The sequence below is a fragment of the Rhizobium vallis genome (assembly GCF_003985155.1).
GTDB lineage: Bacteria > Pseudomonadota > Alphaproteobacteria > Rhizobiales > Rhizobiaceae > Rhizobium > Rhizobium vallis.
Genome location: NZ_ML133687.1, coordinates 375,648 through 401,846, shown reverse-complemented (window position 1 = coordinate 401,846; position 26,199 = coordinate 375,648). Strand labels below are relative to the sequence as shown.

General features: G+C 60.3%; 22 protein-coding genes and 1 tRNA gene. 7 read left to right on the top strand and 16 right to left on the bottom strand.

Annotated elements, in window-relative coordinates; translation table 11 throughout:
* The first annotated feature begins 292 nt into the window (after positions 1 to 292).
* Positions 293 to 1,249 carry a LysR substrate-binding domain-containing protein gene (locus EFQ99_RS07050; RefSeq protein WP_126830062.1) on the top strand — a complete coding sequence of 319 codons (957 nt, stop codon included), beginning with the start codon at positions 293 to 295 and terminating at the stop codon, positions 1,247 to 1,249.
* Between the two features lie 6 nt (positions 1,250 to 1,255).
* On the opposite strand, the gene EFQ99_RS07045 is transcribed toward EFQ99_RS07050, so the two are convergent.
* The 5 genes from EFQ99_RS07045 to EFQ99_RS07025 all read right to left on the bottom strand — a co-directional run bounded on the left by EFQ99_RS07045 (position 1,256) and on the right by EFQ99_RS07025 (position 6,014).
* Positions 1,256 to 1,897, bottom strand: coding sequence for a TetR family transcriptional regulator (locus EFQ99_RS07045; RefSeq protein WP_126920154.1), 642 nt, complete (start codon positions 1,895 to 1,897; stop codon positions 1,256 to 1,258).
* Between the two features lie 256 nt (positions 1,898 to 2,153).
* Complete coding sequence (locus EFQ99_RS07040) at positions 2,154 to 2,570, bottom strand: MAPEG family protein (protein WP_126920153.1); 417 nt, start codon at positions 2,568 to 2,570, stop codon at positions 2,154 to 2,156.
* Between the two features lie 106 nt (positions 2,571 to 2,676).
* Entirely contained in the window at positions 2,677 to 3,231 is a 555-nt protein-coding gene (locus EFQ99_RS07035; RefSeq protein WP_126920151.1) for a hypothetical protein, read from the bottom strand.
* 2 nt (positions 3,232 to 3,233) lie between these two features.
* On the bottom strand, positions 3,234 to 4,718 hold the full coding sequence (guaB, locus tag EFQ99_RS07030; RefSeq protein WP_126920149.1) for an IMP dehydrogenase: 1,485 nt from the start codon (positions 4,716 to 4,718) through the stop codon (positions 3,234 to 3,236).
* A gap of 303 nt (positions 4,719 to 5,021) precedes the next feature.
* Positions 5,022 to 6,014: an MBL fold metallo-hydrolase gene (locus EFQ99_RS07025; RefSeq protein ID WP_126920147.1), complete on the bottom strand. Its 993-nt coding sequence runs from the start codon at positions 6,012 to 6,014 to the stop codon at positions 5,022 to 5,024.
* Between the two features lie 247 nt (positions 6,015 to 6,261).
* Here EFQ99_RS07025 and EFQ99_RS07020 point away from each other — a divergent pair, with 247 nt between their 5' ends.
* Positions 6,262 to 7,686 carry a DHA2 family efflux MFS transporter permease subunit gene (locus tag EFQ99_RS07020; RefSeq protein WP_126920145.1) on the top strand — a complete coding sequence of 475 codons (1,425 nt, stop codon included), beginning with the start codon at positions 6,262 to 6,264 and terminating at the stop codon, positions 7,684 to 7,686.
* A gap of 6 nt (positions 7,687 to 7,692) precedes the next feature.
* On the opposite strand, the gene EFQ99_RS07015 is transcribed toward EFQ99_RS07020, so the two are convergent.
* From EFQ99_RS07015 to EFQ99_RS07005, 3 genes are all read right to left on the bottom strand, one after another.
* On the bottom strand, positions 7,693 to 8,076 hold the full coding sequence (locus tag EFQ99_RS07015; RefSeq protein ID WP_126920143.1) for a VOC family protein: 384 nt from the start codon (positions 8,074 to 8,076) through the stop codon (positions 7,693 to 7,695).
* Positions 8,077 to 8,236: 160 nt separating this feature from the next.
* Entirely contained in the window at positions 8,237 to 8,956 is a 720-nt protein-coding gene (locus EFQ99_RS07010) for an RlmE family RNA methyltransferase (RefSeq protein ID WP_126920142.1), read from the bottom strand.
* A 111-nt stretch (positions 8,957 to 9,067) separates the two neighbouring features.
* Entirely contained in the window at positions 9,068 to 10,630 is a 1,563-nt protein-coding gene (locus EFQ99_RS07005; protein WP_126920140.1) for a Ppx/GppA phosphatase family protein, read from the bottom strand.
* A 243-nt stretch (positions 10,631 to 10,873) separates the two neighbouring features.
* Here EFQ99_RS07005 and EFQ99_RS07000 point away from each other — a divergent pair.
* Both EFQ99_RS07000 and EFQ99_RS06995 read left to right on the top strand, forming a co-directional pair.
* Positions 10,874 to 10,947, top strand: a tRNA-Gln gene (locus EFQ99_RS07000).
* Between the two features lie 159 nt (positions 10,948 to 11,106).
* Positions 11,107 to 13,218 carry a site-specific integrase gene (locus EFQ99_RS06995; protein ID WP_126920138.1) on the top strand — a complete coding sequence of 704 codons (2,112 nt, stop codon included), beginning with the start codon at positions 11,107 to 11,109 and terminating at the stop codon, positions 13,216 to 13,218.
* 21 nt (positions 13,219 to 13,239) lie between these two features.
* Here EFQ99_RS06995 and EFQ99_RS06990 read toward each other — a convergent pair whose 3' ends face one another.
* The 8 genes from EFQ99_RS06990 to EFQ99_RS06955 all read right to left on the bottom strand — a co-directional run bounded on the left by EFQ99_RS06990 (position 13,240) and on the right by EFQ99_RS06955 (position 23,436).
* Positions 13,240 to 15,576 carry a hypothetical protein gene (locus tag EFQ99_RS06990; RefSeq protein WP_126920135.1) on the bottom strand — a complete coding sequence of 779 codons (2,337 nt, stop codon included), beginning with the start codon at positions 15,574 to 15,576 and terminating at the stop codon, positions 13,240 to 13,242.
* Positions 15,577 to 15,814: 238 nt separating this feature from the next.
* Positions 15,815 to 16,129: a hypothetical protein gene (locus tag EFQ99_RS06985; RefSeq protein ID WP_126920133.1), complete on the bottom strand. Its 315-nt coding sequence runs from the start codon at positions 16,127 to 16,129 to the stop codon at positions 15,815 to 15,817.
* Between the two features lie 319 nt (positions 16,130 to 16,448).
* Entirely contained in the window at positions 16,449 to 17,387 is a 939-nt protein-coding gene (locus tag EFQ99_RS06980; RefSeq protein ID WP_126920131.1) for a DUF429 domain-containing protein, read from the bottom strand.
* Between the two features lie 42 nt (positions 17,388 to 17,429).
* Positions 17,430 to 18,200: an ATP-dependent metallopeptidase FtsH/Yme1/Tma family protein gene (locus tag EFQ99_RS06975; RefSeq protein WP_126920129.1), complete on the bottom strand. Its 771-nt coding sequence runs from the start codon at positions 18,198 to 18,200 to the stop codon at positions 17,430 to 17,432.
* The gene (locus EFQ99_RS06970) at positions 18,197 to 20,167 is read right to left on the bottom strand and encodes an AAA family ATPase (protein ID WP_126920127.1); all 1,971 of its coding nucleotides are present in this window, start codon (positions 20,165 to 20,167) and stop codon (positions 18,197 to 18,199) included. The genes EFQ99_RS06975 and EFQ99_RS06970 overlap by 4 nt, the downstream gene beginning before the upstream one ends.
* Positions 20,160 to 20,702: a hypothetical protein gene (locus EFQ99_RS06965; RefSeq protein ID WP_126920125.1), complete on the bottom strand. Its 543-nt coding sequence runs from the start codon at positions 20,700 to 20,702 to the stop codon at positions 20,160 to 20,162. Before EFQ99_RS06965 ends, EFQ99_RS06970 begins: the two co-directional genes overlap by 8 nt.
* 116 nt (positions 20,703 to 20,818) lie before the next feature.
* Positions 20,819 to 21,871: a hypothetical protein gene (locus tag EFQ99_RS06960; RefSeq protein WP_126920123.1), complete on the bottom strand. Its 1,053-nt coding sequence runs from the start codon at positions 21,869 to 21,871 to the stop codon at positions 20,819 to 20,821.
* A gap of 338 nt (positions 21,872 to 22,209) precedes the next feature.
* A complete protein-coding gene (locus EFQ99_RS06955; protein WP_126920121.1) occupies positions 22,210 to 23,436 on the bottom strand; it encodes a hypothetical protein in 1,227 nt (408 codons plus the stop codon).
* 348 nt (positions 23,437 to 23,784) lie between these two features.
* Between EFQ99_RS06955 and EFQ99_RS06950 the strand changes: the two genes are divergently transcribed.
* The 3 genes from EFQ99_RS06950 (at position 23,785) to EFQ99_RS06940 (ending at position 26,196) form a co-directional block, all read left to right on the top strand.
* Positions 23,785 to 24,720 (top strand): HNH endonuclease, encoded by a 936-nt coding sequence (locus EFQ99_RS06950; RefSeq protein WP_126920119.1) that lies wholly within the window; start codon positions 23,785 to 23,787, stop codon positions 24,718 to 24,720.
* 157 nt (positions 24,721 to 24,877) lie between these two features.
* A complete protein-coding gene (locus EFQ99_RS06945) occupies positions 24,878 to 25,597 on the top strand; it encodes a DUF1819 family protein (RefSeq protein ID WP_245441459.1) in 720 nt (239 codons plus the stop codon).
* Complete coding sequence (locus EFQ99_RS06940) at positions 25,594 to 26,196, top strand: DUF1788 domain-containing protein (protein ID WP_126920117.1); 603 nt, start codon at positions 25,594 to 25,596, stop codon at positions 26,194 to 26,196. The genes EFQ99_RS06945 and EFQ99_RS06940 overlap by 4 nt, the downstream gene beginning before the upstream one ends.
* The last annotated feature ends 3 nt before the right edge of the window (positions 26,197 to 26,199 follow it).

Genomic DNA, 26,199 nt, shown 5'->3' with positions numbered 1-26,199 from the left:
TTCTCTGCTGGATAACTCCTTAAATCGGGCTCGATTTAACGAATTATCCAGCAATTCAATATGTTACAGCACCCGTTGCGCATCTGGAAAGACGCTCGGCGCTGTTGGGCGCGCAACAGCTCACCCCTCCCGCGAGGTCGTGCGGGAAGGAGCAAGGCTGTATCCGGCTCGGACAGGCAGGGTGTCTGTCCTTCACTTTGCTTGATTTGCATCCCGAAGATGCCAAAGACCTATTGATCAGTCCAACGAATGTTTCTAATGATTATCATCAGCTATCTTTATGGGTGAAATCATGGCCGCGCCTCTTGATCTCGACCAGTTGCAGACGTTCATCGCCATCGTCGATTCCGGCAGCTTCACCAAGGCTGCCGACAAGGTCTACAAGACCCAATCGGCCGTCTCCATGCAGATGCGCCGCCTCGAAGAGCGCATCGGCAAGCAGCTCTTCATCAAGGACGGACGCGGCAACAGGCTGACGGTCGAGGGCGAAAAGCTGCTCAATTACGCCCGGCGCATCATCCGCCTGAACAACGAGGCGATCGCGGCCTTCGACGACAACAGGCTGGAGGGGACGCTGCGGATCGGCACACCGGACGATTATGCCGACCGCTACATGCCCGAGATCATCGGCCGCTTCGCCAAGACGCATCCGAATGTCGAGCTCTACATCGTCTGCGAGCCTTCGGTGGATCTTGCCGAGCGCATGCACAAGGGCGAGCTCGACATTGCGCTCGTCACCCATAATCCGCGTGAACGCATGTCCGATGTGGTGAGAACCGAGCCGCTCTGCTGGGTGGGCTCGGCCAACCATCCGATCCGCGACGACGCGCCGGTGCCGCTTGCCGTCGGGCGGCGCGACTGCCAGTGGCGCCAGCTCGCCTGTTCAGCGCTCGATGCTGTGGGACGCGAACACCAGATCCTGTTCACCAGCTGGTCCTGCACCGTCGTTGCCGCCGCCGTGCTCGCCGGCATGGCAGTTTCAGTGATGCCGGAATCGGCGCTGCGGACGGGCATGAAGGTGCTGAGCCAGGCGGACGGCTTTCCGGCGCTGCCGCCGGTGCAGATCGGCATCATGAAGCGGCCGGGCGTCTCGCTCTCGCTGATGAATGCGATTACGGCGCATATCACGGCCTGCCTCGACAACATCACACCTGCCGTCGTCGACGACAATCTCGAGGCAGACGTCAAATCCGCCCAGGCGCGCCTTTATCCGCGGCTGAAGGCCGCCAATATGGTGCCGAGCTGGTAGAAGCGCTTAAGCCGCTTTCTGTGCGGTCGTGGCGAAAAGGGAGACGCGGATGACGCGTTTCCACTCGTCGAGTGTGCGCCGCGCCAAGGCCTCTTCGCTCACCGCGGCAAGCCGGATGACGGCGCCGACCAGGTGGCTGAACAGGTAAGTGCGCGCGTACATCTCTTCGTCGCAAAGGTCGGGCGCCAGGCCGCGAACAGCATCGTGGAAAATGCCGGCGACGCGGCCGCTATGTTCGATGTTCAATTGCAGCAGGTCCTGGTCCATCTCCGTGCCCATCCAGACGCCGAGATAGACGGGATCGTTGCGGTAGGACTCATAATACCAGTCGATCACGGCGCAGACGAGGTCGAGCGCCTGATCGAGCGACCGCACATCGGTGAACATCGCCGCGGTCTTCGCCTGGATCGCCGAGGCGTGCTGGTCGAACAGGGCTTTAACGATCGCAGCCTTCTCGGGGAAATACTGATAGACCGAACCGATCGGTACCTTGGCGGCGACGGCAAGCTCCGTCATCCGCATGGCGCTGACGCCTTTTTTGGCGATAATCTTGGCAGCGGCGGCGAGAATGAGATCCAGCCTCTGGATGCTGCGCTCCTGCTTCGGCTTCCTGCGCAGGCCTATGCGATCCATGCTTTCCGCGCCCATGTCGTTCCCATTCTTATGTTTTTTTTCGCGCCGGCGGCGATCTGCCACACCAGCACGTCGAGCGGATATGACATGCAGGCCTTCAACGGCGGTAAACGGAAACGCTTGCATTTTAGCGATCGGCAAAAGCACGGACCAACGCATATCGCGTTAATTGATCCAGTACCCAACAGACCTGAAATGGTTGTATTATTCGTTGATAAAGAAGAGTCGGCAGACGTTAGCGGCGACGGGCGAGACGGAGCCTGCCGTGGCGTCAGCTCGCTGCCATCCAGACCGCAAGCCACAGCCACATGGCGGCAAGCACGAGATAGCCGGCGGCGAAGATCGGGCTGCGGTAGCGCAGGTCGTTGCTGGTGACGTGGACGGCGGCATGGGCATAACGCAAAGCGACGAAGATCCAGGCGAGACCGAGGGCGACGACATTATCCGAGTCGGTGACATAGAGCAGAACGCAGCAGGCGTAGAAGAGCACAGGCAGTTCGAACTGGTTGGCGAGGCAGTTCTTGACGACCAGGCTTTCCGCCGGCTCACCCCGATTTTCGCAAAAATCCGATTTTGCGATCTTGCCGGCGCGGACCATTTTTGCACGCCGCATGCCGAGAAGAGCATAAAGACCATAGACCAGGGCCACATGAGCAAGGAGTGGCCAGAAAATTTGATAGCCGGTCATATGGCCGCGTCCCTTTCCGCATTTTCAGTCGGTGCGAGCAGTAGCCGAAACGGAAACCGGATACCAGCGCGACCATAGATCGCAGAGATAGTCGGGACGGATGCCCTCAATCCTCGCGCGGCGAGAGCCAGCGGGCGATGGCGAGCCGGGCGATGAGGATGAAGCAGATGGCGAGGCTTGCGAATTTCAGCCGCGTCATCCACGGCAAAAAGTGCGTTGCAAGCGTAGCGGATGGGCCGTCGCCGAAGGCGATCAGGCTCGAGATGTTCTCGCCATAGTCTGCGACGCCATAGATGAACGGCAACAGGTAGACCGCGCTCGCGACGAGCGGATGCAACGATCGGCCAAACCACGAGCCGGCAGGTCCAAGCTTGAGGAAGGCAAGGAAGAGCAACGCCGTCAGCAATGCCGGGAAAATAAGCTCCGGCCCGAAATACATGGCGCGCAGCAGCCTTGTCGCCGTCTCGTTGTCGTCGAGCAGCTTCTGCATGTGGAGGACGGCCGATTCGTCGTAACCGGCAAAATAGCTATCGAGCACCGCCTGCCCGGTTTCGTGCTTGAACGGAACGACGAAGCCGAAAGTCGTCCAGGCGAGAACGCCAAGGCAGAGGGCTGCGAGCAGCGCGACCACCCAAAGGGGTATCCCGCTGCCCGCTTTCATGATCAGAGGCCGGCGCCCGGATAGTTCGGGCTCTCGCGGGTGATCGTCACATCATGGGCGTGGCTTTCACGAAGGCCCGCGCCGGAGATGCGCACGAAGGTCGCCCGCTCCTGGAAATCCTTGATGTCCTTGCCACCGACATAGCCCATGGCCGCCTTGAGGCCGCCGGCGAGCTGGTGGACGACGGCGGAAACCGGGCCCTTATAGGGAACCTGGCCCTCGATGCCCTCCGGCACGAGCTTCAGCGTGTCGCGCACTTCCGCCTGGAAATAGCGGTCGGCCGAGCCGCGGGCCATGGCGCCGACAGAGCCCATGCCGCGATAGGCCTTGAAGGAACGGCCCTGGTAAAGATAGACCTCGCCCGGGCTTTCATCGGTGCCGGCCAGCAGCGAGCCGATCATGACGGCGGAAGCGCCGGCGGCGATCGCCTTCGCCAGATCGCCGGAGAATTTGATGCCGCCATCGGCGATGACGGGAACGTCCTGATCCTGCGCTGCCTGAACCGCCGACATGATGGCCGCGAGCTGGGGAACGCCGACGCCAGCGACGATGCGGGTCGTGCAGATCGAGCCCGGGCCGATACCGACCTTGACGGCATCCGCGCCGGCATCGATGAGCGCCCTGGTGCCGTCATAGGTGGCGACGTTGCCGGCCATGATGCGCACCGAGTTGGAAAGCTTCTTGACGCGGGTGACGGCATCGAGGACGCGCTGCGAATGGCCATGGGCGGTATCGACGACCAGCAGATCGACGCCGGCCTCGATCAGCCGTTCGGCGCGTTCGAAGCCGTCATCGCCGACGCTGATGGCGGCGGCGGCGCGAAGCCTGCCCTGGCCATCCTTGGACGCGTTCGGGTTCAGCTGCGACTTCTCGATATCCTTGACGGTGATGAGACCGACGCAGCGGCCTTCGGTATCGACGACCAGCAGCTTTTCGATCCGGTGCGAGTGAAGCAGGCGCTTGGCCTCCTGCTGATCGACGCTCTCCTTGACGGTGACCAGATTGTCCTTGGTCATCAGCTCGTGGATCTTCTGCTCCGGATCGGAGGCGAAGCGGACGTCACGGTTGGTGAGGATGCCGACCAGGCGACCGGACTTCTCGACGACCGGGATGCCCGAGATGCCGTGCGATTTCATCAGGCCGAGCGCTTCGGCAAGCTTTGCCTCCGGACCGATGGTGACCGGATTGACGACCATGCCGCTTTCGAACTTCTTCACCTGGCGAACCTCTTCGGCCTGTTCGACCGGCGTCAGGTTGCGGTGGATGACGCCGAGGCCGCCGGCCTGGGCCATGGCGATCGCCAGCCGGCTTTCGGTGACGGTATCCATGGCCGAAGAGAGGATCGGGATGTTGAGATCGAAATCGCGGGCGATGCGGGTGGAAATGTTCGTCTGACCCGGCATGACCTCGGAATGTCCCGGCTGCAGCAGCACGTCGTCGAAGGTAAGCGCGTCCGCGCCGGTTGCCGTTTCAATGATGCGTGCCATGGCCAAATTCCTTCATTCTAGAAAATGCAACCCCGGTCCGGAAACGAATCGTCAGCCCCGGTGGTGTGCATCAGTTGCTTGGAAGTTGGCGAGGGCTGGTAACACGTCTATGACAGGAAGGAAATAGGAAAAAGCCCGGCATGTCCGCCGGGCTCGTCATGGGTGCCATGCGTCCAAAGCGCATCGCGATCGTTCAGATTCGCTCCTCGCGCTTCAGATCTTTATATTTACGCATTCCTTGGAAAGTCGCTTCGGGTTTTTCCTGGCAAAACCGCTGGGCACTTTTGCTGGAACTGCTCCAGATCAAATGTCGAACTGATAGGTCTTCGGCACGAAGCGATAACCGCCATCCTGCCTCTCGGCGAAACCGACCGCCGGGAACGGCATGTGATAGCCGAGGAAGGCGATCTTGTCGGTCGCGATCACCTCGAAAACCTTGCGGCGAGTGGCCGCCGCCTGCGCCTTGTCCATGTCGAAACGCACCTCCCAGTCCGGACGCAGCAGCGACAGGATATAGTGGTTGGCCGTATCGCCGGTCAGCACCAGGCGCTTGCCTTCGGATTCGACGTGAAACACCATATGCCCCGGCGAGTGGCCTGCTGCCAGCATCGCTGTCAGACCGGGCGCGACACTGTCGCCGTCCTTGATGAAGGTGGCTTTTTCGGCGAGCGGCGCAACATTGGCAAGCACCGCCTTGTGTCCACCTTCGGCTGGCGTGCCCTCGCGTGCCTTGTCCGACCAGAAATCATACTCAGCCTGGCCGATGACATAGCGGGCATTCCTCAAGGCGGCCGTGCCGTCTTCCATCAGCCCGCCAATATGGTCGCCGTGCAGATGGGTCAGTGCGACGACAGTGACGTTGTCGGCCGAATATCCCGCGGCCTTCAGGCCTTCGGCAAGCTGGCCGGCGCCGCGCGCGCGACCGCTCGCGCCGAAGCCGGTATCGACGAGGATAACGTCCGAACCGGTGTCGATGAGGGCCGGCGAATAGCCGTTGACGAACTTGTCGGCCGGCAGGAAATTCGCGCTGAGCAAGGCCTTGACGGTTTCGGGGTCCTGATTGGTGCCGAACGTCTCATACGGCTTTTCCGAAATGTTGATGCCGTCGCGCACAACGGTGAATTTATAGGAACCAAGCTTGAATTGATTGATCTCAGGCAAAGGCGTTACATTCATATTTCTGCTTTCTCCAGTCGCGGCCGCTTCGGCCTTCTCTCTTAAAATTGCCGGCGCCGCCAGCAGCCCGAGGCCTGCCGCAAAAAGCGTGCGCCGCGTCATCCCCGTTGAAATCGCCATATATCCCTTCTCCCATGACAGCAGGTGCGTCACGGCACGGCGCACCGATCCCCCGGCCGGATTTCCTGTCTCGCCGCAGGAGATATAGGTCAATCTTGACAGGCTGGGTTGTCCGACAAGCCGTCTCACGCAGACGTGAACCAAACGCGTCGTCCACGCGGATTGAGGGATTGGCATGACCGGCAAGCGGGACTAAACAGCACGGGCCTTTCCAGCGCCAACCCACAGCCCACCGAGGCTCCCGCCTATGAATCGCATCGTTCCGCTGATCCTTGCCGTCGCTCTCTTCATGGAACAGATGGATTCTACCGTGATCTCGACGGCGCTGCCGGCGATCGCTAGGGATCTCAATGTCGGGCCGATCACGCTGAAGCTGGCGCTGACGTCCTACATGGTGGCGCTGGCGGTGTTCATCCCGGTCAGCGGCTGGATGGCCGACAGGTTCGGCGCCAAGAAGATCTTTCGCCTTGCCATCTCAGTCTTCGTCATCGGCTCGATCTTCTGCGCCATCTCATCCAACCTCCTCGAATTCGTCTTCGCCCGCTTCCTGCAGGGCATGGGCGGCGCGATGATGACGCCGGTCGGCCGCCTCGTGCTGGTGCGTACCACGCAGCGCAGCGATCTCGTCTCGGCCATGGCGCTGCTCACGATCCCCGCACTTGTCGGCCCGCTCACCGGCCCGCCGCTCGGCGGCTTCATCACCACCTATTTCAGTTGGCACTGGATCTTCCTGATCAACGTACCGGTCGGCATCATCGGCATCTGGCTTGCAACGATCTTCCTGCCGGAGGTGGAGGCGACGGCGCCGCCGAAGCTCGACTTCACCGGCTTTTTGCTCACCTCATTTTCCGCCGCCGGGGTCGTCTTCGGCCTGTCGGTCGTCAGCCTCCCGGCCCTGCCCCCGATCATCGGCGTCACCGCTACCTCGATCGGCCTCATCTGCGGCTTCCTCTATGTGCGCCATGCGAAGCGCCACCCGGCGCCGATCCTCAACCTCAACCTGTTCAGGAACCCGACGTTTAGAGCCTCCACCGTCGGCGGCACGCTCTTTCGCATCTGCGTCGGCGCCATGCCGTTCCTGACACCGCTGATGCTGCAGCTCGGCTTCGGACTGACGCCGTTCCAATCCGGCCTCATCACCTTTGCCGGCGCGATCGGGGCGATCACCACGAAGTTCATGGCAAAGCGCGTCTTTGCAGCCACAGGCTTCCGCACGACGCTCCTCGGCGCCGCCATGGTGACAACGCTCGTGACCGTGATTACCGGCCTGTTCACGCCGTCGACCCCGCATCTCGTCATCATCGGCGTGCTGCTTCTCGGCGGCTTTTCCCGCTCCTTCATGTTTACCGGCGTCAATGCGCTCGCCTTTGCCGATATCGACGACGCCGAAGCCAGCCAGGCGACATCGATGAGCTCCGTCATGCAGCAGATCAGCCTGGCGCTCGGCGTCGCGGTCGCTGCCTCGATCCTGGAAACCTCGATCTATTTCCGCGGCGAAGCATTGCAGGTGGCCGACTTCCACCTCGCCTTCTTCATCATCGCCGGGTTGACGGTCATTGCGACCATTCCCTTCATCAGGATGGACCGCAATGCCGGCGCGCTCGTTTCCGGCCACCGCTCGCGGCGCATGGCGACATCGACGATCGACGCCGAGCAGTCGGCGGCGAAATAGGCGTGGTTATTCGGGGCTTTCGCAGACCGCGCTGAGCTTGTTGCCGTCGAGATCGCGGACATAGGCGGCATAGAAATGGGCATGGTAGGGGCGCAGGCCCGGCCCGCCTTCATCGACGGCGCCTGCCGCTATCGCCGCCGCATGGAAGGCATCGACGGCCGCCCGCGTATCAGCTGCAAACGCCACCATTGCACCGTTGCCTGCAGTCGCCCGGCGGCGATTGAACGGGGTCACCACCCAGAAGCGGCAGCGTGTATCTCCGTCGGCGGAATAGCCGACTTCCTCCTCGGAATAGTGCTGGCGGCGATAGCCGAGTGCAGACAGCACGGCATCGTAAAATTGCCCTGCCCGATAAAGGTCGTTGGTTCCGAGTGTCACGTAGAGAAGCATGGGATCAGCGATTCTCGTCTTTGCGGCGCCGCGCGTCCTTTCAGACGCGCAAGGAGCGATGCAACGCTTTCAGTTGCTGCATAATTCTACCCTGAAATCGATTCCGATTTAAGGAATTACGCGAGTAGAGCGCCATCATCCGTCAGGACCGGTCCGGTGATCAAGCTTGCTCTGCTTCACCCTCGGCCTTGCGCCCCTTGAAGCCCTTGGCGAGCAGGAACATTTCGACCGATTCGGCGCGTGAGGAGTTCGGTTTGACGTGAACGACCTGGCGGAAGTTCTGCTTGAGCATGGCGAGCAGGTCGCGCTCAGTGCCGCCCTGGAAGGTCTTGGTGAGGAAATGTCCACCCTCCCCCAGCACCTCGATGGCGAAATGCGCCGCGACTTCACAGAGATGCATGGTGCGCAGATGATCGGTGCGATGGTGGCCAGTGGTGGGTGCCGCCATATCAGATATGACGAGATCCGGCGTACCGCCGACAGCCTCCAACAGCTTTTCCGGCGCGGTAGGATCAAGAAAATCGAGCTGCAGGATCTTGACGCCCGGCAGCTGGGCCATTTCGAGGAAATCGATCGCGGCCACACGGATATCGTCATCCGTCGAGCCGGTGACTTTGGAGGCGATCTGCGACCAGCTGCCCGGAGCAGCACCGAGATCGATGATACGCCTGGCGCCGCGCAGGATATGGTATTTCTCGTCGATCTCCAGCAGCTTGAAGGCGGCGCGGGCGCGATAGCCTTCGAGCTGGGCGCGCTGCACATAGGGATCGTTGATATGGCGCTGCAGCCACTGGCGCGAGGACGCCTTCATCTTCTTGTTCTTGACGCGCTGGCCGAGCTTGCGGCCGGTGCGGTTTCCCGCGATCGGTGCCTTGGTCATGCCTTCCCTTTTAGAGCATGATGCCGAAAAGTGTGAGCGGTTTTCGGACGACATCATGCTCTATTTGTTTGATTTAGATCCGGATAATTTTTGCGCCGATCCGGCCTAGAATTATCCGGATCGGGCGCGCTGGCCGCGGCGATTGCGGTTCCGCCGCCACACGCCGTCATCGGCCATCATGTCTGTGAGCAGGCCTTCTCTCAAGCCGCGATCGGCAACGCGCATGCGCGGGCTCGGCCAGCGGCGGCGGATCGCCTCGAGGATAGCGCAGCCGGCCAGCACCAGATCGGCGCGATCCGGCCCGATGCAGGGATTGGCGGCGCGGCTATCGAAATCCCAGGAGAGAAGCTTCGCCTGCATGGCGGAGACCTCGTCGTCGGATAGCCAGATGCCATCGACCTTGCGCCGGTCGTAACGCGGCAGATCGAGATGGACACCAGCAAGCGTCGTCACCGTGCCGGATGTGCCGATCAGATGGAAGTCGCCGGTCTGGGCGATCTCGATCTCCGGGCAATCGAAACGTCCGAGCATGCCTTCGACCTCCTGCACCATGCCTTCGAAAGCCTCCGGCGTGACGTCGCGCCCGCCATGGCGCTCCGACAGCGTCACAACACCGACAGGCAGAGAGGTCCAGTGGGTGATGTGATTGGCGAGGCGACTGAAGCGATTGTCGCCGATGCGGATAACGGCGATCTCCGATGAACCGCCGCCAATATCGAAGAGTACGACGGAGCGCGTCTCACGCCCGACCAGCGACGAGCAGCCGGAGACGGCCAGCCGCGCTTCGGTTTCGCGATCGATAATTTCGAGTGTGAGACCGGTTTCGGCAACGACCCGGCCGAGGAATTCCTCGCCATTGACCGCCTGGCGGCAGGCTTCGGTGGCGATCAGCCGCATGCGGCGGATCTCGCGGTTCCTGAGCTTCGAGGCACAGATACGCAGCGCCTCGATCGCCCGATCCATCGCCTCGTTGGACAGCCGGCCACTTGCCGCAAGCCCCTCGCCGAGGCGCACGATGCGGGAAAAGGCGTCGACGACGCGGAATTGACCCGGACGGGTCGGCTGAGCGATGAGGAGACGGCAATTGTTGGTGCCAAGATCGAGAGCGGCGTAGAGTTCGTCTGGCCACGCGTGCTCGCGATCTCCTTCGCGGCCGGGACGCGCATCACTATCCCCGCGGCCTTTGCGGCCGGCGGTTGCGCCATTTTGCGCTTCGCGCAGTTCGACGCTGCGTGCCGTCTCTTCCGCGCGGCTTTCCTGCTGCGTTGCGCCGGAAGGCTTCACCGGTATTAGCGGCCGGCCCTGAAGGCCGCGCTTGCCGCGATGTTTGCGGCGATTGCGCCGGCTCGGCGTCGAATCGCCATCGGACCGGGCGGATTGGCCTGCCGCTCCCGTCTGTTCCATGGCTTGAGGGTGAGATGCACCGTCCTGCGCAGCAACTTGGCCGCCGCGACGGCGACGCTTTCGCTTGCGGGCCGGAGTCCCGGCTGCATCCTCTAGCGGGCGCGCAGGCTGTCCGGCACTGCCGGAAAGCTCATGCGAAGCGGGATGAGCCGCGTTGCGGGATTGCCCGCCGCGCTTGCCCTTGCGGCGCCTGGACTTTTTACCGTCCTTGCGCCCTGCCGCCGACGCCCCGTCAAACTGCGGCTTTGCGCCGCCTTCGGGGTCTTCCACGTTCTTTTTCCATCGCGCCGCGCAAGTCCTGAGGTATGCAGCAGGCGCTCATTCGATTTTTGCGTTGCCGCAAGAATATCAGCGCCCACCGAAATCGCCAAATTCTTTTTTGGACAGGGGATTTGAGGATGGTTTCACCTCTCGCCGACAGTGCCGAATTTTTTCAAAACGGGTATTTGCAATTCGCCGGCTTTTGGTTATAAGCGCCGCACAGCAGCCAAGCCATGCTTCGGCGGCAACTGCTGGGGAATAGTTCAATGGTAGAACGACGGACTCTGACTCCGTTAATCTTGGTTCGAGTCCAGGTTCCCCAGCCAATTCTCCCTAAAATCCTTTAATTCCTTGATTTTCCAGTCGTGCCGGATCCCGTTTTGGCATCATTGGCGACCTGATGCCCGGAACTGTAGCCCAAAGGTGATGCCCACGCCGATCGAGCGCGATGGTCAAGCCCTCCGGGAAAAGACAGGGCATTGATCATGGCCGTGCGCCACGAGGTCGAGAATCTGATCCGCCGCGGAAACATCTTCTACTGGCGGGCACGCATCCCCTCCGTCTTCGTCCATTGCCGCCCAGGCAGCCGCCTTTCACTCAGCCTTCATTGTTCCGACCATAGAAAGGCGCAGATCATCGGCCGGAAGCTCAATACGCGACTGGCCGAACTGAAGATGAATTCGAAGGAAGCGATGTCTACCAAGAAGCAGCTCCAGATCCTGTTCGAGCACGTGCGGGATGAGGAAATCGAAAGGCTCGATGACATCAGCACGATGGCCAAGCGCAATGGTCGCGGTGGCGATGTCGTCGAGATGGAGCTCGATCTCGAGGTCGGCTGGGCCTGCCAACTCCTGGCAAAGTTCGGGACCCGCTCGGAGCTCAGCCTCGAGGGCGACTGCTCTGGTCTCACCTATCTTCTGAAGAATGGCGTCCCCGCCTCGCATGTCGATGCTATCCGGGCGAACTATCGAGGCGAGCTGAGCAAGGCTCGCAGCCCTGGATTTGAGGATGGTATCAGACGACTGATCTACCACTTCGAGATTGAGGACACGGCGCTCAATCGCGAACGCGCCATGTCGAAAATGTTCGAAGGCCGAGCAGCGGCCCTGCTGGATATCGACGAACGCCACGACCTCGTCGACCGCACCTTAAGCGAATTCACAGGTGGCGGCAGAGCGAACACATCCGTGATCGAGAAGAAGCCGGCTGAGGTCGAACCTACGGCTCCCCCTCCTTCGTTGGTGCTGGCCAACGAGAGCCAGTCGGAACCGACTGCAACCGTTATCCCGGAGCCAGAGGAAATCGCCTACCTTGACCTCTCGCCGCGCGTGACGCCAACGACCGAGAAGGGGGCGCTCGGCACTCAACAACTCAACCAGAGAACTGTTGCTGTCACGGATTTCGAGCAAGAGTGCGAAAAACTCATCGCGAACATGGGCAAGGAATGGGAGCCAGCAACGGCGCGAGACGCAATGGCGTTGGTGCGGATGTTCAAATCGGTGCTTGTGGAACATGGGGTCGAACATTCCGGGCAGATCGAGCAGTACCACATCGGCCTGCTGCGCCAGCACTTCAACGACATTCCGACCAATTGGGGCAAAAGCGGCCGGATGCGCGTCATGTCGGCGCCGGAGCTTCGCGCGGAGGCCGACAAGCTACGAAAGGCTGCCGAGGCTTCGAAAACCGAGGCAAAGGTTGGCCTGGCCGCCGGGACGATCCGAAAGCACTTCGGAAACCTACAGCACTTCCTCAAGCATCTGAAAGGCCATGGGTTCGAAATCGAAACCTGGACATTCGAAGGTTTGCGTCCGAGAAAACCCAAAGCTGGTGACATCCGTCGCCAGCAATACAAGCCAACGCCGGACGATGTTGCCCCGATTTTCTCAAGTCCAATCTATACGGGCGCGCTCGGCCATCTGCGGGGGAAAAGACGCCAACCGGGCAAACATGTCTTCCACGATTCGCTCTATTATCTGCCTGTCCTATTCACCTATCTGGGACCAAGACGTGCAGAGTTTGCTGGACTTACAGTCGACGACATTGCGAAGGACGACAAAGGTTACGTCATCATCATTCGCACGAACGGCATTCGACGGTTGAAGACCGTACAGTCAGAACGACAGCTACCCATGCCCGAAGAAATGGTTCGGTTGGGCTTCATCGATTATTATCACGCGATCAAGAAGCTGGGATACGCGGCACTTTTCCCAGATCTGTTCTCGGATCAGACGAAAAACGATCCGGGAGATCGCTTCTACGACACCTTTATTCCTGTCATGCGCGGCGCGCTGGGCGAAAAAATGTGGAGCCGATCCATTCATGCTCTTCGCCACGGCATGGCAGACACTTTGAAGCAGGCAGGCGTTTCGCCCGAAGTCATCGATGACATTTCGGGCCGGCTGAGCGAAGGCAGTGAAACGAACACGCGATATACCAATCCTGCAGGTCTGCCGCTGATGCGGGACGCACTCAGCAAGTACCCGATCATTACCGCTGGTATTGAGGCTAAGCCGATTCAGCTTCTGCCATGGGTGGAGAAATGTCTCCCGCCGCCCTGGGCGCGCAAGGCAAAAAATGAAGAAAGGCGCCGGAAATAATTTCCGGCGTCTCGGTCAAAATCAGGCCGCTTCCCAGACCTGGTTGAGAATGCGGGCAGCCAGTGCCGCCTTGTCCTGCGGAAGGAACCGGCCGTAATGCTTGGCGACCATATCTGCTGTATCCTGGATGGCATAGCTCGCCTGCTCGTATGAGCCGGTCTGCTTCAGGATGTGGGTCGCCAACACATCACGAACGTTATGAGGACCGTGCGGCAGCAAGCCTTTGATCGCCCCACGGCCCGTGTATGGATTGTAGATGCCGTAGCGCTGGATGGTGAGCCGCCATGCCTCATAGAAGCTGGTGATGTCGTAGGCTGCGTCGGTACTCGTCGTCTTGACCGTTTTCACGAAAAACGTCCCGGGATCGGCAGCACCTTTAAGAAGGACCGAACGATGGCGCTCGACGTAATCATCGATGTGGCGGTAGAGGTCGAGCAGATCGGGCAGCACCAGCCTAAATGGTTTGTCTCCGAAGAACGACGAATGGGCGTTCTTGAATGCCACCGCCGGGATCAACACCTCCCAGCCACCGTCTCGGTCACTCCAGCGGATTTCTCCGCGCTTGAGCTTTTCGAGCACCCGTTCTGGACGCGGCATCTGTCCCCGTGGGCATAGCATCAACTGCCGCAGATTTTTCTGGCGAAGCCCGAGATGCAGCCCTAGCCGCAGCATGAGGAACGAGCGAACCGCCTCGGCAGCCGGACGCGGATAGCGCTCCGCGTCAGGCATCAGCCGGATGATCTCTTCGGTGATCTTCCGGTATTCGCCGACCGGGCTGTCAGCTTCGAGCACCGGCATGATCGGCTCGAACGGATCACGATGGACCCGGGCGATGCGCTGGATCTCTTTGACACGGTGGGAGGCATGTTTGTGAAAATCCTCGCAGGCGCCGTGCCAGTCCTCCCGGGCATAATCGATCTCGTTCTGCGAGACGAGACCGGCAATTGGCTGCACACGCGCCAAGAGTTCAGGATGTTGTCGAAGCCACCCGGTGCTTTCCTTGGTGATTGCCAGGGCGATCCGCAGCATGTCGACTTCCCACGCCGTATAGAAACCCCGACGGCTTTCGCGCCATTGCAGATACCAGTCCCAGACACCCGGAAAGATAAGAAGCCCGAAGGTCAGTTGGCGCAGCGGCACCCCATATCCCCTGATCTCTCCCGCCTTTGACGCCGCAAGTGCGCCAAACATCAGGCCAAGATGCTCAATCTTCTGGGAGGCGGTTTCCTCACCCCAGACACCATTTCGCTGAAATCCGATCGAGGTCAGCGCGGATGTCTTGAAGCGGACAAGGTCGGCCATCTCCATGGCAAGCATCGGCGGCGCGTCGATGACGCCCGACAACAGGTCGGGATCCTCGATCCAGGTCTCTTCATAGTTCGCCGGAACCGCGATCTTTCCATCACGTGGCGCGCGTCCACCGTAGGATACCCCGGGAAAGCGGATAGCGTAACGCTGCTTGGCCGCGGCGGCCTGGAACTTGCGGTAATCCGTCGACCCGCTGATGATGACGCGACGAATCCAATCGAGGATTTCCTCGCGCTTGGCGAACGGCAGCGAATTGAAGTCATCTGGTAGATGCCATGCGATCCTGCGTCGTTCCGCGGGCTCGATGCCCGAGAGGTTGAACCCGGACGCCGATCGCGACTGATGCGGCAGCTTCGCTTTGAAATAGCCTTCCGGGAGACGGTAACGGCGCTCGATACGACCAAGCACGTCGAAGCTGTCAGTGCTCCGCGGCACGCGCCGGCCCTCGATCCAGCTCAGCAGTGTATTCTTGTCCATGGGTTCATCAGGTCGCACGACCGATCGATAGAGAATCCAGTAGGTTTCACCGTGGCGACGCATGTGAAGCTGGAGCGCGGCCGCGAAATCCGCAGGGTCATCCCACTCGCCAAACAGGGGTTCTGGAAACTCCACGTTGACGCCAGGCTTATGCACCGCCGAGGCAAGGTGAGGACGTGCCGCTTTAGGAGGCGCGGACTTGATTGTCGATTTCGTTTTCTCGGCGCTGGCTTTTTTTGTCCTCGTTGCGCCTCCAGGCTTCCGAGAACCCTCTTGCGCCGCTCCAGCAGTTTTCCCGTCGTCCCTGTTCCAACGAACGATGGCATCAAACCCGGGGTCGATCAAACGGTGATGGGATGCAAGCGATCGAGCATCGATCCCGGTCATACGGGCAATGACATCCCATTCGGTGCGGCCTGCCGTCCGCGGTGGCGCACACCGTCTTTCGATGAGCCGCCGCATATAGGCCCTAAGGGCTTCGGCCTCTTCGCCGGAGAAGGCGGTCGAGAGACGCAGTTCGCAATAGGCGTCGATCTTACGTTGGAAGGCTTTGATTGCAGTTAGCTTGGTCATTTCACTTCATCATGTTCGTTACTCGGACCCTCTATGCGAGGGGCCGGCCGAGCTAAGCGAAGCGGATTAACGAAGGATTGGAGCCGTCTGCATCTTCAGAAATCCGATTCAGAATCAAACGGCGTTTTCGGGAGTAATGGGGGGAGAAGTCGTAAAGGAAGCAAACGCCGTTAGGCGTTGGTCGGCCTCGTCGAGCAAGCAGATCCGGTAACAACAGACCAAGTGGACACGGATGCGCTCAGACCTCCTGGTCGGGACCATCGGGATAGATCAGGTGGATTTTCCTGCGAAACGGCGAGCCGCCCATCCGGTACTTGGCGACCAGATCGTCGAACACTGCGTCGCATTCGCGCTCATCGAAACCCTGATCCGTCAGCATCGAGACGATCTTGTTCCGGAACTTCTCGAGCTCCATCTGCTGACCCTTCTCAATCGCCCGCCGGATCAGCCAGAACAGCGCCACCCGAGCCACATCATCTCGATCAGGCCGCTTCGCCCTTCTGTTGGCGTCGCGAAGTGCCTTCTGTCGCTGCCTTGCTGCCTTCAGGTTCATGATGCTCCTCCCGATCCTCGACCTCTTCAATGGTCAGGGGACCGGCCTGCCGGCGCAAGCCTTGTTCGGCTGAATCGGAAATTTCGGACTTTGAATCGGCGGCGCAGAACAATGAATCAAATGACCGCAATTTGTTTCGAGTTGCGGGCACGTTATCTCACGTCAAGACGACCTGTTCGACCGCCAACGGCGTTGGTGAATCGTCGTATTCGAGTTCCGAATCAAAAATCCGGAGTTCGGAATCAAATGAGCGCAATTTGTTTCAGGTTGCCGGAGACTTGATGTGAGTTGCCGACAACGTGGCACACGTTGTCTCAAATTATGTCGCATCATCACGATGGTGGCCGAGGATCCAGCCTTCCCATTTCTGAACGGCATCGATTGCAGGGATGCCTTCACCGCGCCGCCTATCGACGACATCGAGCATCCCCAGCAGTCCAACCACGGCATCGAACCGATCCTCGCCAGCCTTGTCCGAGCCGAAGCCATCGTTGATTGAGAGAAGGAGCAGATCGGTGGTGAGGTCCGGCCGTGCTGCAAGCCAAGGCACCATACTCTGTCCCATCCGTGTCCGGTCTGCTTGGCGCCGCTTGCTCCAACCACTTCGCGGCAGGCCGACCTGACGGTACACGTCGCCAGGATAGGTTTCTGCAACGATGATTGGCTTTCTGTTGGCGAGCTCGGCCAAGCTTCCATCGAACGGCCACAGCCCGATCTCATCCAGTCTCGGCACGATGATTTCCCGCCATCCCGAAATCGCGCCTTTGCCGACCTGATTGCCGCCAAGCGTCCAGAACAACATGCAGGCAGCCTGCCGATCGGCGGTCGCCCGTTCGCAGACACGCAGGAGCGATGACGCACCAGAAATGCCAAGGGCATCGAAGAGATGGACACGTGCCGTGCCACCTGGGCGGACGGGATAGAACGGGCGCTGCAGCGAAATGTGGTCGCGATGATCAGCAACATTGTACCAATCCGACCAGATCCCTGAACCGAATGACGTCAGTGCCTCCCGGAAGGAACCGATGCCGGCTGCCCGTGCATAGGCCTCCGGCAGGCCGATCGGGAAGTCGAAGCCGATGAGAAGCGCGCCCGGATCGACGGCGCGCCGCTGCAGCCGCTCGAACAAGCTCGACGTGTCACTGACGAGTTCCGGAGGCTGAACATGCCAGTGTCCGCCGCGCTTGATGGCCACGGCCATCCAGCGCTTTTTCTGCTCCATGCTCCAATCGCAATGGGCGACAACCGCGATGCTCATCCTGCACTCCGCTTCTCCTCATCGGTCGCATGCCTATCAGCTTTAGGGCGGCAGATCACCGTCTGTCAGGATGTGCAGTACGGCCCCTTCATCCATCGCTTGGGCATCGAATAGCGCCTTGGCCAAAGAATTGAAGGTCGGTCTGCGCCTCCTGAGGATTGCCGCCGCCCGGTCGAGTGCCGCTTCCAGCCTGGCATGGACGCGTGCGGCCAGCTCGGCGTCACGGTCGAGAACCGCGCCCGGATCGCGATGCGGTCGATAGAGCAGCGGATGCTCGGCTCCGAAGCCAAGCGTCCGCTCCATATCGAGGGCCATCCGTGTGGCACGCGCCAGATCGCTGTCGTCGGCGCCCCCGGAGCCGCTTGAGACCCGTTTGAGCATCAGTTGCTCGGCGGCCCGCCCGGCCAAGAGCATGGTCAGCATGTTTTCGTACCAATCACGGGTATCGGTCGCCCAGACGTGGAAGCCGACGAGATTGTAGCCGCCCTCCCCGGTATCGATATTGAGGCCGCGAACCGGTCCGAGATCGAGGGTATGATGGACGACCGCATGTCCTGCCTCGTGGAAAGCGAAGCGCCAACGGAGATTATAAGGCACGGGCGGACGATTACCGCGGATGCCGTCTTCGATGTCCTCGTAGCGGATCGCCCGCTTGCCGCGGCGCGCCTTCAATCGCGCCTCCCGGACGATGCGTTCGATATCAGCGCCCGTCAGCCCCATAGCCCGCACGGCGAGACGCTTCAGAATTTCGTTGATGCAGTGGGCTTGCTGGCCGGCTGCTACCGCCGTGTTGCTGTTCTGCGGCTCGGTCATCGGCTGGCTCCTTTCCGTTCCTCTTCCGCCTCTGGCTCCAGATGATCGGCGACAATCTTCCTCAGCGAGAAGCCGTCCTCGGCTTCCGAGCGCGTTTCTGGTACTGGCTCCGGGATCAGCGACATCACATCGTCACCAAGATGATGAGCCAGGATTTCGGCCAGCGTCGGCACATCGGGCTTGAGGATTTCGATATGGGTCTCCAATCGTCCGGATCGTTTGATGGCCTCGTCGATATGATCGGGTCGGTTTGTGGCGCCGACGACGATCAGCCCTTCGTTCTTGATCGCGCCATCGAGCAGTTCCAACGCCTTGTTGACGATGGTATTCCAATAGTCGGCATATTCCCGCTCGGCCGGCTGCCTTTTGCCGATACCGTCGATCTCGTCTACGAACAGGATCGCCGGCGCCATGGCCCGCGCTTCGACAAATGTCTTGCTCATCCTGTCGATGACGTCGTTCAAATGTCCGCCCTGCAGCCAGATCGAGACGGACGTGACTACCAACGGGATTTGCAGGCTGTTGCACAGCGCCCGGGCAAAGGTGGTCTTGCCGGTCCCGGGCGGGCCGGACAGCAGCAGCTTGGTGCTCATTTCCGACCAGGCGAGGATGCTTGTCCGGTAATCGTCCAGATCTGCCTTGAGATCGAGCGCCCAGTCCTTCGCCTTGCCATATCCGGAGAGCGTTTCGACGGTCAATGGCGGCTTTGGGCCGATCTCACCTGCCGTCGGCACTGGCTCCGGCTGGATCACTTCAGCGCCGGACGGCTTGTCCTTCTTCCAGCGGCCGTTGCTATCAGTGTCGGTCGATTTCGACTTTTCGTCCGAGCCCTGGGATTTGTCGGTGGATGTGCTGGACGATGCCGATCCGGATGCCCTGTCGCCACCACCGCCCTCCTCTTCCTCGAAGTCACTGCGATTGCGCTCAATGAGCACTGCAAGAACATGCAGCACGTCGCGAACATGCCGTCCAGGGCGAAACGCAAGGACCAGATCCTCCAGCGACAGCCAGCGCGCATCGGAATCCGACGGCAGGCCCAGCATCTCGATTGCCGTGTCCGGATGAAGCACCTCGACCAGATCGGCGACGAACCTGCGATCGAGCTTTCCCGTTTCCAGCGACAGGTCGGCGGAGATCTGCAGCAGCGAGGGAATGTCCGATCGTTTCTCCGCGATGGCGAGGACGGACAGGTCGCGCGACAGCGCGCTGAGCATCCGCCGGCGCAGGGCATTGCCCGTGACGCGATGCACGCCCGCGCCCGAGAAGGTCATAAGGCGCCTGCGTGTCTCAGCTTCGAGTACATCGAAGTGATCGTCGTTGAACATGTGATCGGACTCGATGATGGCGAACGGGCCGCCGGGTACCAGCCGGGATTTCTCCAGGAGCCGCAGCACTTCCCGCTCGAAGCCCGCAAGTGGCGCATGGAGGGTGACGACCGGTGCCAAACGGGTCAGCGTATAAACGATCTCCCGAAGCGACCGTCCGCTCCTTTGCACCGCGCGGGCCAGAACCAGGGTTGCAACGATGTGACTGACCAGCGGCTCGGCCGCCGCCCGATCCACAAGACCGACGGCATAGGCACGCCGATCGATACTGTTGCCCAGCACCGCGTCTTGCGGGATTGTGCTGCGACGCGCCCGAGGAAGGCCCATGAGTTGCGAAGCGATCGGCGGATGAACGATCCCGGAGGTCACGACACCATCGCCACCGGAACCCGGCGTCGGATTGCCGGTCTCCTTCGGTGCGACAAGCCAGTCACCAAAATTCCGCCGGAACCAGGTATCGTCACGGATCGGATCGCCGCTCAGTCGTGTCGTGTCGAAAGCCGGGCTGTAGCGGCAGGTGAGATGACCATCGACATCGACGATCTTGCTTTCCAGCAGACCGTTGCGCAGAGCGATCCGGCGCGCCTCGCGAAGGCTAAGATGACGGAGGCGGCGGATAAACAGACGAGCAAGCTTATCCATCAATCCGACCTCCCGTCTCCGCGGCAATAATTGCCGTTTGGGCGTTCTGCACCGGATCGCGCGGACGCGTCCGACCACGCCGCCGCCCGTCAATGCCACCGGGATTCGGGATCCGCGCCAACACACGCTCGCGCGGCGAACGACGCGATGGATACGCGTCAGCCGACGAACCGGTCGAGACAGACAGGCTCAGGTGTTCGTTCCGGGACCGATCGAGATCCCGGTTGCGGCTTCGCAGCCAATCGAGCAGCAGGCGGCATGCCGCATTGCCGCCGGCGGCAAGTGCACTTAACCGCAGCATCAGAGGTTCCGGCACAAGGCCACCCAACAAACTACCTTGCCGGACGAAGGCGAGCGCCAGCCCGATCAGAACGGCGGGGTCGTCGCGATAGCTCGAACCGCGATCCACGTCATCGGATTGTACAGGAGGGATATTCGCGAGCCTGCCGTGAAGGCAGAGCGACGCGACGGTATCGGTCGTGACCGCTTCGCAACGGAAGCCGGCCACGGACGGGCTGTGGGTATCGATGGACATGACTGTCTCCTCGCCGGAGCGCATCGCATCCGGCGTTGGTGGAATGGAAAGGACTGGAGAAGCCGGCCACGCGTTTCAGGCGCGGCCGCGATCAGTGCCGTTAAGCTGGCGGCTCGTCAGTGCCGGCGCGGACGGCGGGCGAAGCCGACCCGGATACGGACCGGTTCGGGCTCGTCGTCCTGATCGTCGAAGCAGCCAAGATCGTAATGGCCATCATCCTCATCCGGCGCGACCATCGCCTGCTCTTCCTCGTAGCTTCGCGCGGGACCGTTCAAGGCAATCAGCGACTTGCCGGAAACGGCCGAGGCCGAAGCGACCATCATCACGCCGAGCGCTTTGCGGGCTTCCGCCTCAAGAAGTTGCTGCACGCGGCGGCCGAAGCGCAGACGCAGTTCCGCCATACAGGCTGCAACTCCGTCGATTTCCAGCAGGTCGTCGATCTCGGACAAAGCCCAGATGCCGGCGGCATGATCGCTCGGACGGCTGGCGCCGTCGACAATGGCAACCTCAACCGTGTCAACCATCATGCGCTTGTGATGCTTGTACAGCCAGTCCGGCAGCACCATCGCCGACGCCATCATTTTCAGCTTCAACTCCTCGAGCCGGCTGGTGTCGCCATAGGAGGCCAGCGACCGTTTGAGGTCGAGGATATAGGCGTTGTGCCGGGCGCGGTTCACGAGAATGAGGTCCGGGGTGTACGATCCCTTGGCCGGCGCCTCGCAATCGAGCTTCACACCATCGAGACTCTGCCAGTCGTTTCCGGAGACAGCTTCGAGCGCCGCCTTGACCAGCGGCAGCTTCAGCGACTGCGTCAAGACAACGATGTTGGGGTTGGCCTTCGCCAGACGCTCGACCGCCTGCTCCAGGAGCTTGCCTTCACGGAACGAAACAGCGCGAACGAGCGAGGCGATGTGAACGTAATGGCCGAGGATTTCGTCCTCGACCGGTTCGCCGTCGACAATCGCCGCGATGGCGCGGTCGATCAGCAGATCGAGATCGGCCTCGACTTCACGGAAGCGAACGATGTGCGGATGGCGGCGCAACGCGGGCGGCTCGCCGATGCCGTTTCGGGCACCAGCACCGACGGAACGGTGGGAGAAGACAGATGCCGCTGCTGCGGTCGAACGGAGAACTTCCCCGGCGGGGACAGAGAGAGTATGCGTGGTCATAGCCCGATTCCTTTTCGCGAAGGCTGAGGGTTAGGCCCTTGTCAGTGGTGCAAACACTGGCTTGGGCCGTTTAGTGTCCGGTCTTCCGAACGACCCCAACCTGGCAGGACCGGGAGCCGGGCTCAAGGACCCGAGAGTAAAAAAGAGAACGAAGCCGGTACAAGGTTAACGGCGGGCTCACAAAGCGCGAGACCCACGAACCCGCTAGTTTATCGACATTGCCCGGAAGCGGGTTTTGACTCGCCACCGGCAATCCAAAAGGAAAAGGGCCGACATGCGGCCCTTTGAAGTTTGTGGGAAGGCCCGGGATTCCGAGCATGGGTCTTGGGCTAAGCGTATCACGCCGCGGCGTTTGGTGATGTTGCCGATTTTTTCGCGGCGCTCCACTCTGACTTGATCTGCTTAACCATGTCATGGCGGGTCAGGCGCTTTTCAGGCTGGGCAAGTGCTTCAGCGACGGAAGGAACGTCAACGTCCGATGTGCGCTTGGACTTGGGCGCCTCGATCGTGGCAGTGGCTCCAAAAGCCGCAGCGATGGATCCCATTCTTTCTTCCACCGAGGAGACGCGCGCGGCCACCGAATCAGGGATGCCGCTGTCATTCGCAGAAATCGGGCCATCCATACGAACCTCGTCCAGAACGTTCGCGCTCGGCATGTCACTGGTTTCACCGCGAGGCCAGGCCGGGGCGCTTGATTTGGAGGTCACCCATTCCAGCATCGGCACGACTTCCCTTTCCAACCAGGTCCGAAGCTCGCCTTTGTCCGGCCAGGTCGTTTCGCTGCCCATCTTGTAGAGCAGCGTGCTGACCGCGGCCCAACCAGTCTTGCCCGGCAGGGCAATATTTGAGATCACATATGCGGCGGTTGGATAGGGCCTGACGAACTGCGCCAGACTTTCCAGTTCCTTGTGGGCAAGGCGCGCCGTCAGATGTGTCTTTTCAGCGAGGGTCTTCTTGACGATGTTCTTCTTGGGCAACGCCTCACTGACGTGCGCGCGGATCTCCTCGATATGTCCGACGAACGATTTGACGCCATCCCGGATCTTCATTGCGATGATCGCTTTGAGCCCATCAATGCCGCCAACATCATACGGATCGACCTCCGGCCGTGCCTCTGCCTCGTTTTTCGAGCCGGCCATAATCGCCGTGACGTCCTGCACCCTGAGTTTGCCGTTCTGCGCAGCAAAGCCGATAGCCTGCTCGATCTGCTCGGGCTCCGCTGCACTCAACTTCCCAAGGACCGTGGGACCCACGGCCAGTTCCACCAGAATATCCCGATATGCATCCAGGTTGCGAAACACCGCGCGCTGGGTCCGGACGTGGCGCGCGGTATAACCGCAGCGCTCGACGGCCCACATTTCCAACGTTCCTTCCGGGAGCAGCCCGGCTGCGCGTTCAAGATGCTCGCCGAGTTTGAAGGTATCTTCGGTCGAACGGCGCGAAACGCCGATGAGGAACATGGCCGTCTCTTCGAGCTGGCTCTTGATGTCTTCTGCGACAGCGTTGGCTTCGTAGAACGTGCGGGCGGCGGACGGGAGAGCGGATGCGTTGGCAGTCTTGTTCATGGTTATCTCCATGTAAGAGGAATGATCGTAAAAGCATATCCGCTTCTACCCCTCTATTATCTCAAGCACACAACCGCCAGGCTACCAATCTAAGGTTTTTGTAAATAAATGTAGCCAAGTAACGCATTGCAATTAATACTTATATTGCTTTGAATTTGGCAAATTTCGTCGAGAAGTTTAGGAATCTTGCTTGCCGAAGGCCCAAGCAACGCGAACAATTAATACGTGCATTCACGCCATGCAATTGGAGCCGAAGGGGATACTCGCTCGGGCTCTTTCACGTCAGCCTTCCACCTGGTAGCAAGTTCAACAGAGTTCTATTTTGCAGTCAGAGAGCACGTCCATCCGATGGCGAAGGCCATACTCACCACGAAGATCGACCCGACCTACGACGACCTGCCGGAGCAGCGGTATCACTTCCCGCGCACTTATCTACGTCAGGTCGAGGCGGCTCGCCGGGACTGGATCGTCTATTACGAGCCGAGGCGTCCGAGCGGCGACCTGATGAAGACAGGCGGAAGACAGGCGTATTTCGCGACGGCACGAATTGCCGACATCATCCCAGACCCATCGAAACCCGATCACTTTTACGCGCTCATCGAGGATTTCCTGCATTTCAGTCATGCCGTCCCGTTCAAGGAGGCCGACCATTATTACGAGAGCGGCCTACGCAAGGAGGACGGCTCGACCAACAAGGGCGCGTTCGGCCGCGCTGTCCGCAACATTCCCGACGCTGAGTATGACCTCATCCTCGCTGCCGGCTTTGCGCATGTTCTTGGAAACCGTGACCGCGAGAGGCCGACGCCGGATCCGGCCGAGGAAGCGCGCGTCGGATTTGGTGACAACCCGCAGATGCCCTTTGAGGCCGGCAGCATCGACCGCCGTATAGTCACGCAGGTGCTTCAACGTCCCTTCCGGGACCGCGCTTTCTCCGCAGCCATAAAGACGGCCTACCATGACACCTGCGCCGTCACTGGCATAAAGCTCATCAATGGTGGTGGGCGTTCGGAAGTTCAGGCAGCGCACATTCGCCCCGTTGCGGACGGCGGCCCGGACAGCGTCCGCAACGGCCTCGCCCTTTCTGGGACCGTGCACTGGATGTTCGACCGCGGCCTGATCTCGATCGACGACGACTACAGCCTGCTGATCGCAAGCGGCAGCGCCCCCGACACAGTGGCACGGCTGATCAATCCGGAAGGATGTCTGCTCGTTCCATCACGTGCTGACGAACGTCCACATTCGCAATTTCTCCAGTACCATCGTGAGCGGGTGTTCAAGGGGTGACGAAGCGGAAATTATTTCCGGCGCAGCACCTTACGAACGCCACATCCAACAGACAGCGAGAGCCTCTGTCTTGCAATTCTTCGATGAGTCGGAAATGAATTTTCCGCCAAGGAGGGAATAAGCATGAGCAAAACTAGGATGGTTCGCGCGGAATACAATGGCTGCTTGTTTGGTGCATTCAGGGGGGAGTCCTTGGTGGCTGCTCACCAAGCATATCCAAACGCGAAAATTAGATGAACTGCAGGAACATAGCATTGTGACGACTGGATACGATAAACCCTACAAGATGTCCTTTGTCGTTGGCGGTTTGTTTCTCAACGAAAGCATGGATGTCGCGAGACTTCACGATCCTTCAGAGCAATGGGACGCGACGTTGCTTAGGGCACTTGATGAGGGGGTTACGTCTTTGCCCAAAGCAGCCTCTCGGCGCCGGGCACTCCGCGAAATCGTCAATAGGATATCCACCCTGAACGACGCGGAGCTGGAGTTCTTCGTTGAAATGGCAGACCGAACGGATCAACAGGCATTGTTATGGCTGGCAGTCTGCAGGGAGTATCGCTTCGTACGTGAGTTTGCGACCGAGGTAGTCCGGGAGCGCTTCCTATCTCTTCAGCTCAATCTACCGCTCGAAAGCTTTGATACTTTCTTTGCTGCCAAAGCTGAGTGGAATGATGGCCTCGCCGGCATAAGTCCTACGACGCGGTCCAAACTGCGACAGGTTCTCTATCGGATAATGCGTGAAGCAGGTGTCATCACGCAGGATAGCCAGATTGTGGCGGGCCATATCTCGCCGCGGCTCAAAGCTCTAGTTGAAGAGTATAGGCCGCCAGATCTGCTGCTATTTACTGGAATGCATCGTCAAGGAGGCGCCGCATGACGATCCCGGCTACTCGCAAGGCTCGCGCTGAACATCTCTTCAAAGTCATTACCAGTGAGCGGTTCCTCACCAAGCAGGGTTTAGGCAATGAAGTCCCGTTCTTCATTTACCCCTACGACGCCAAAGAAGGGCTGTCGATGAATGGGGACCGGCACGATCTGGTGACCAGGATTGAGCACGCAGGCGTCGCCGTCCTGGATCTGAGTTTGTACGAACTATCTCTAAGCATACTTGAAGAACGCGGGATACTTGAGCAGGTTCTGGAAATCGAATGCGAGACAGATAAGAGTGAGATCCGCGAGCTGCTGCAGTCCGTGCTGGATCCCAAGGCCAACCTAATTCCGAAGATTGGCGAAGCGATTGCATCGACGCCCCATGATGTCATCTTCCTATCTGGGGTCGGTGAGGTTTATCCCTATATCCGCTCGCACAACGTTTTGAACAATCTCCAAAGCACAGCCAAGGACAAGCCGACCCTCCTATTCTTTCCGGGAAGCTATACCCATGCGCTCGCGACGGGGGCTTCGCTCGACCTCTTTGGGTGCTTGCACGATGACAAATACTACCGAGCTTTCAATATCCTGAACTACGAGGTCTGAGCC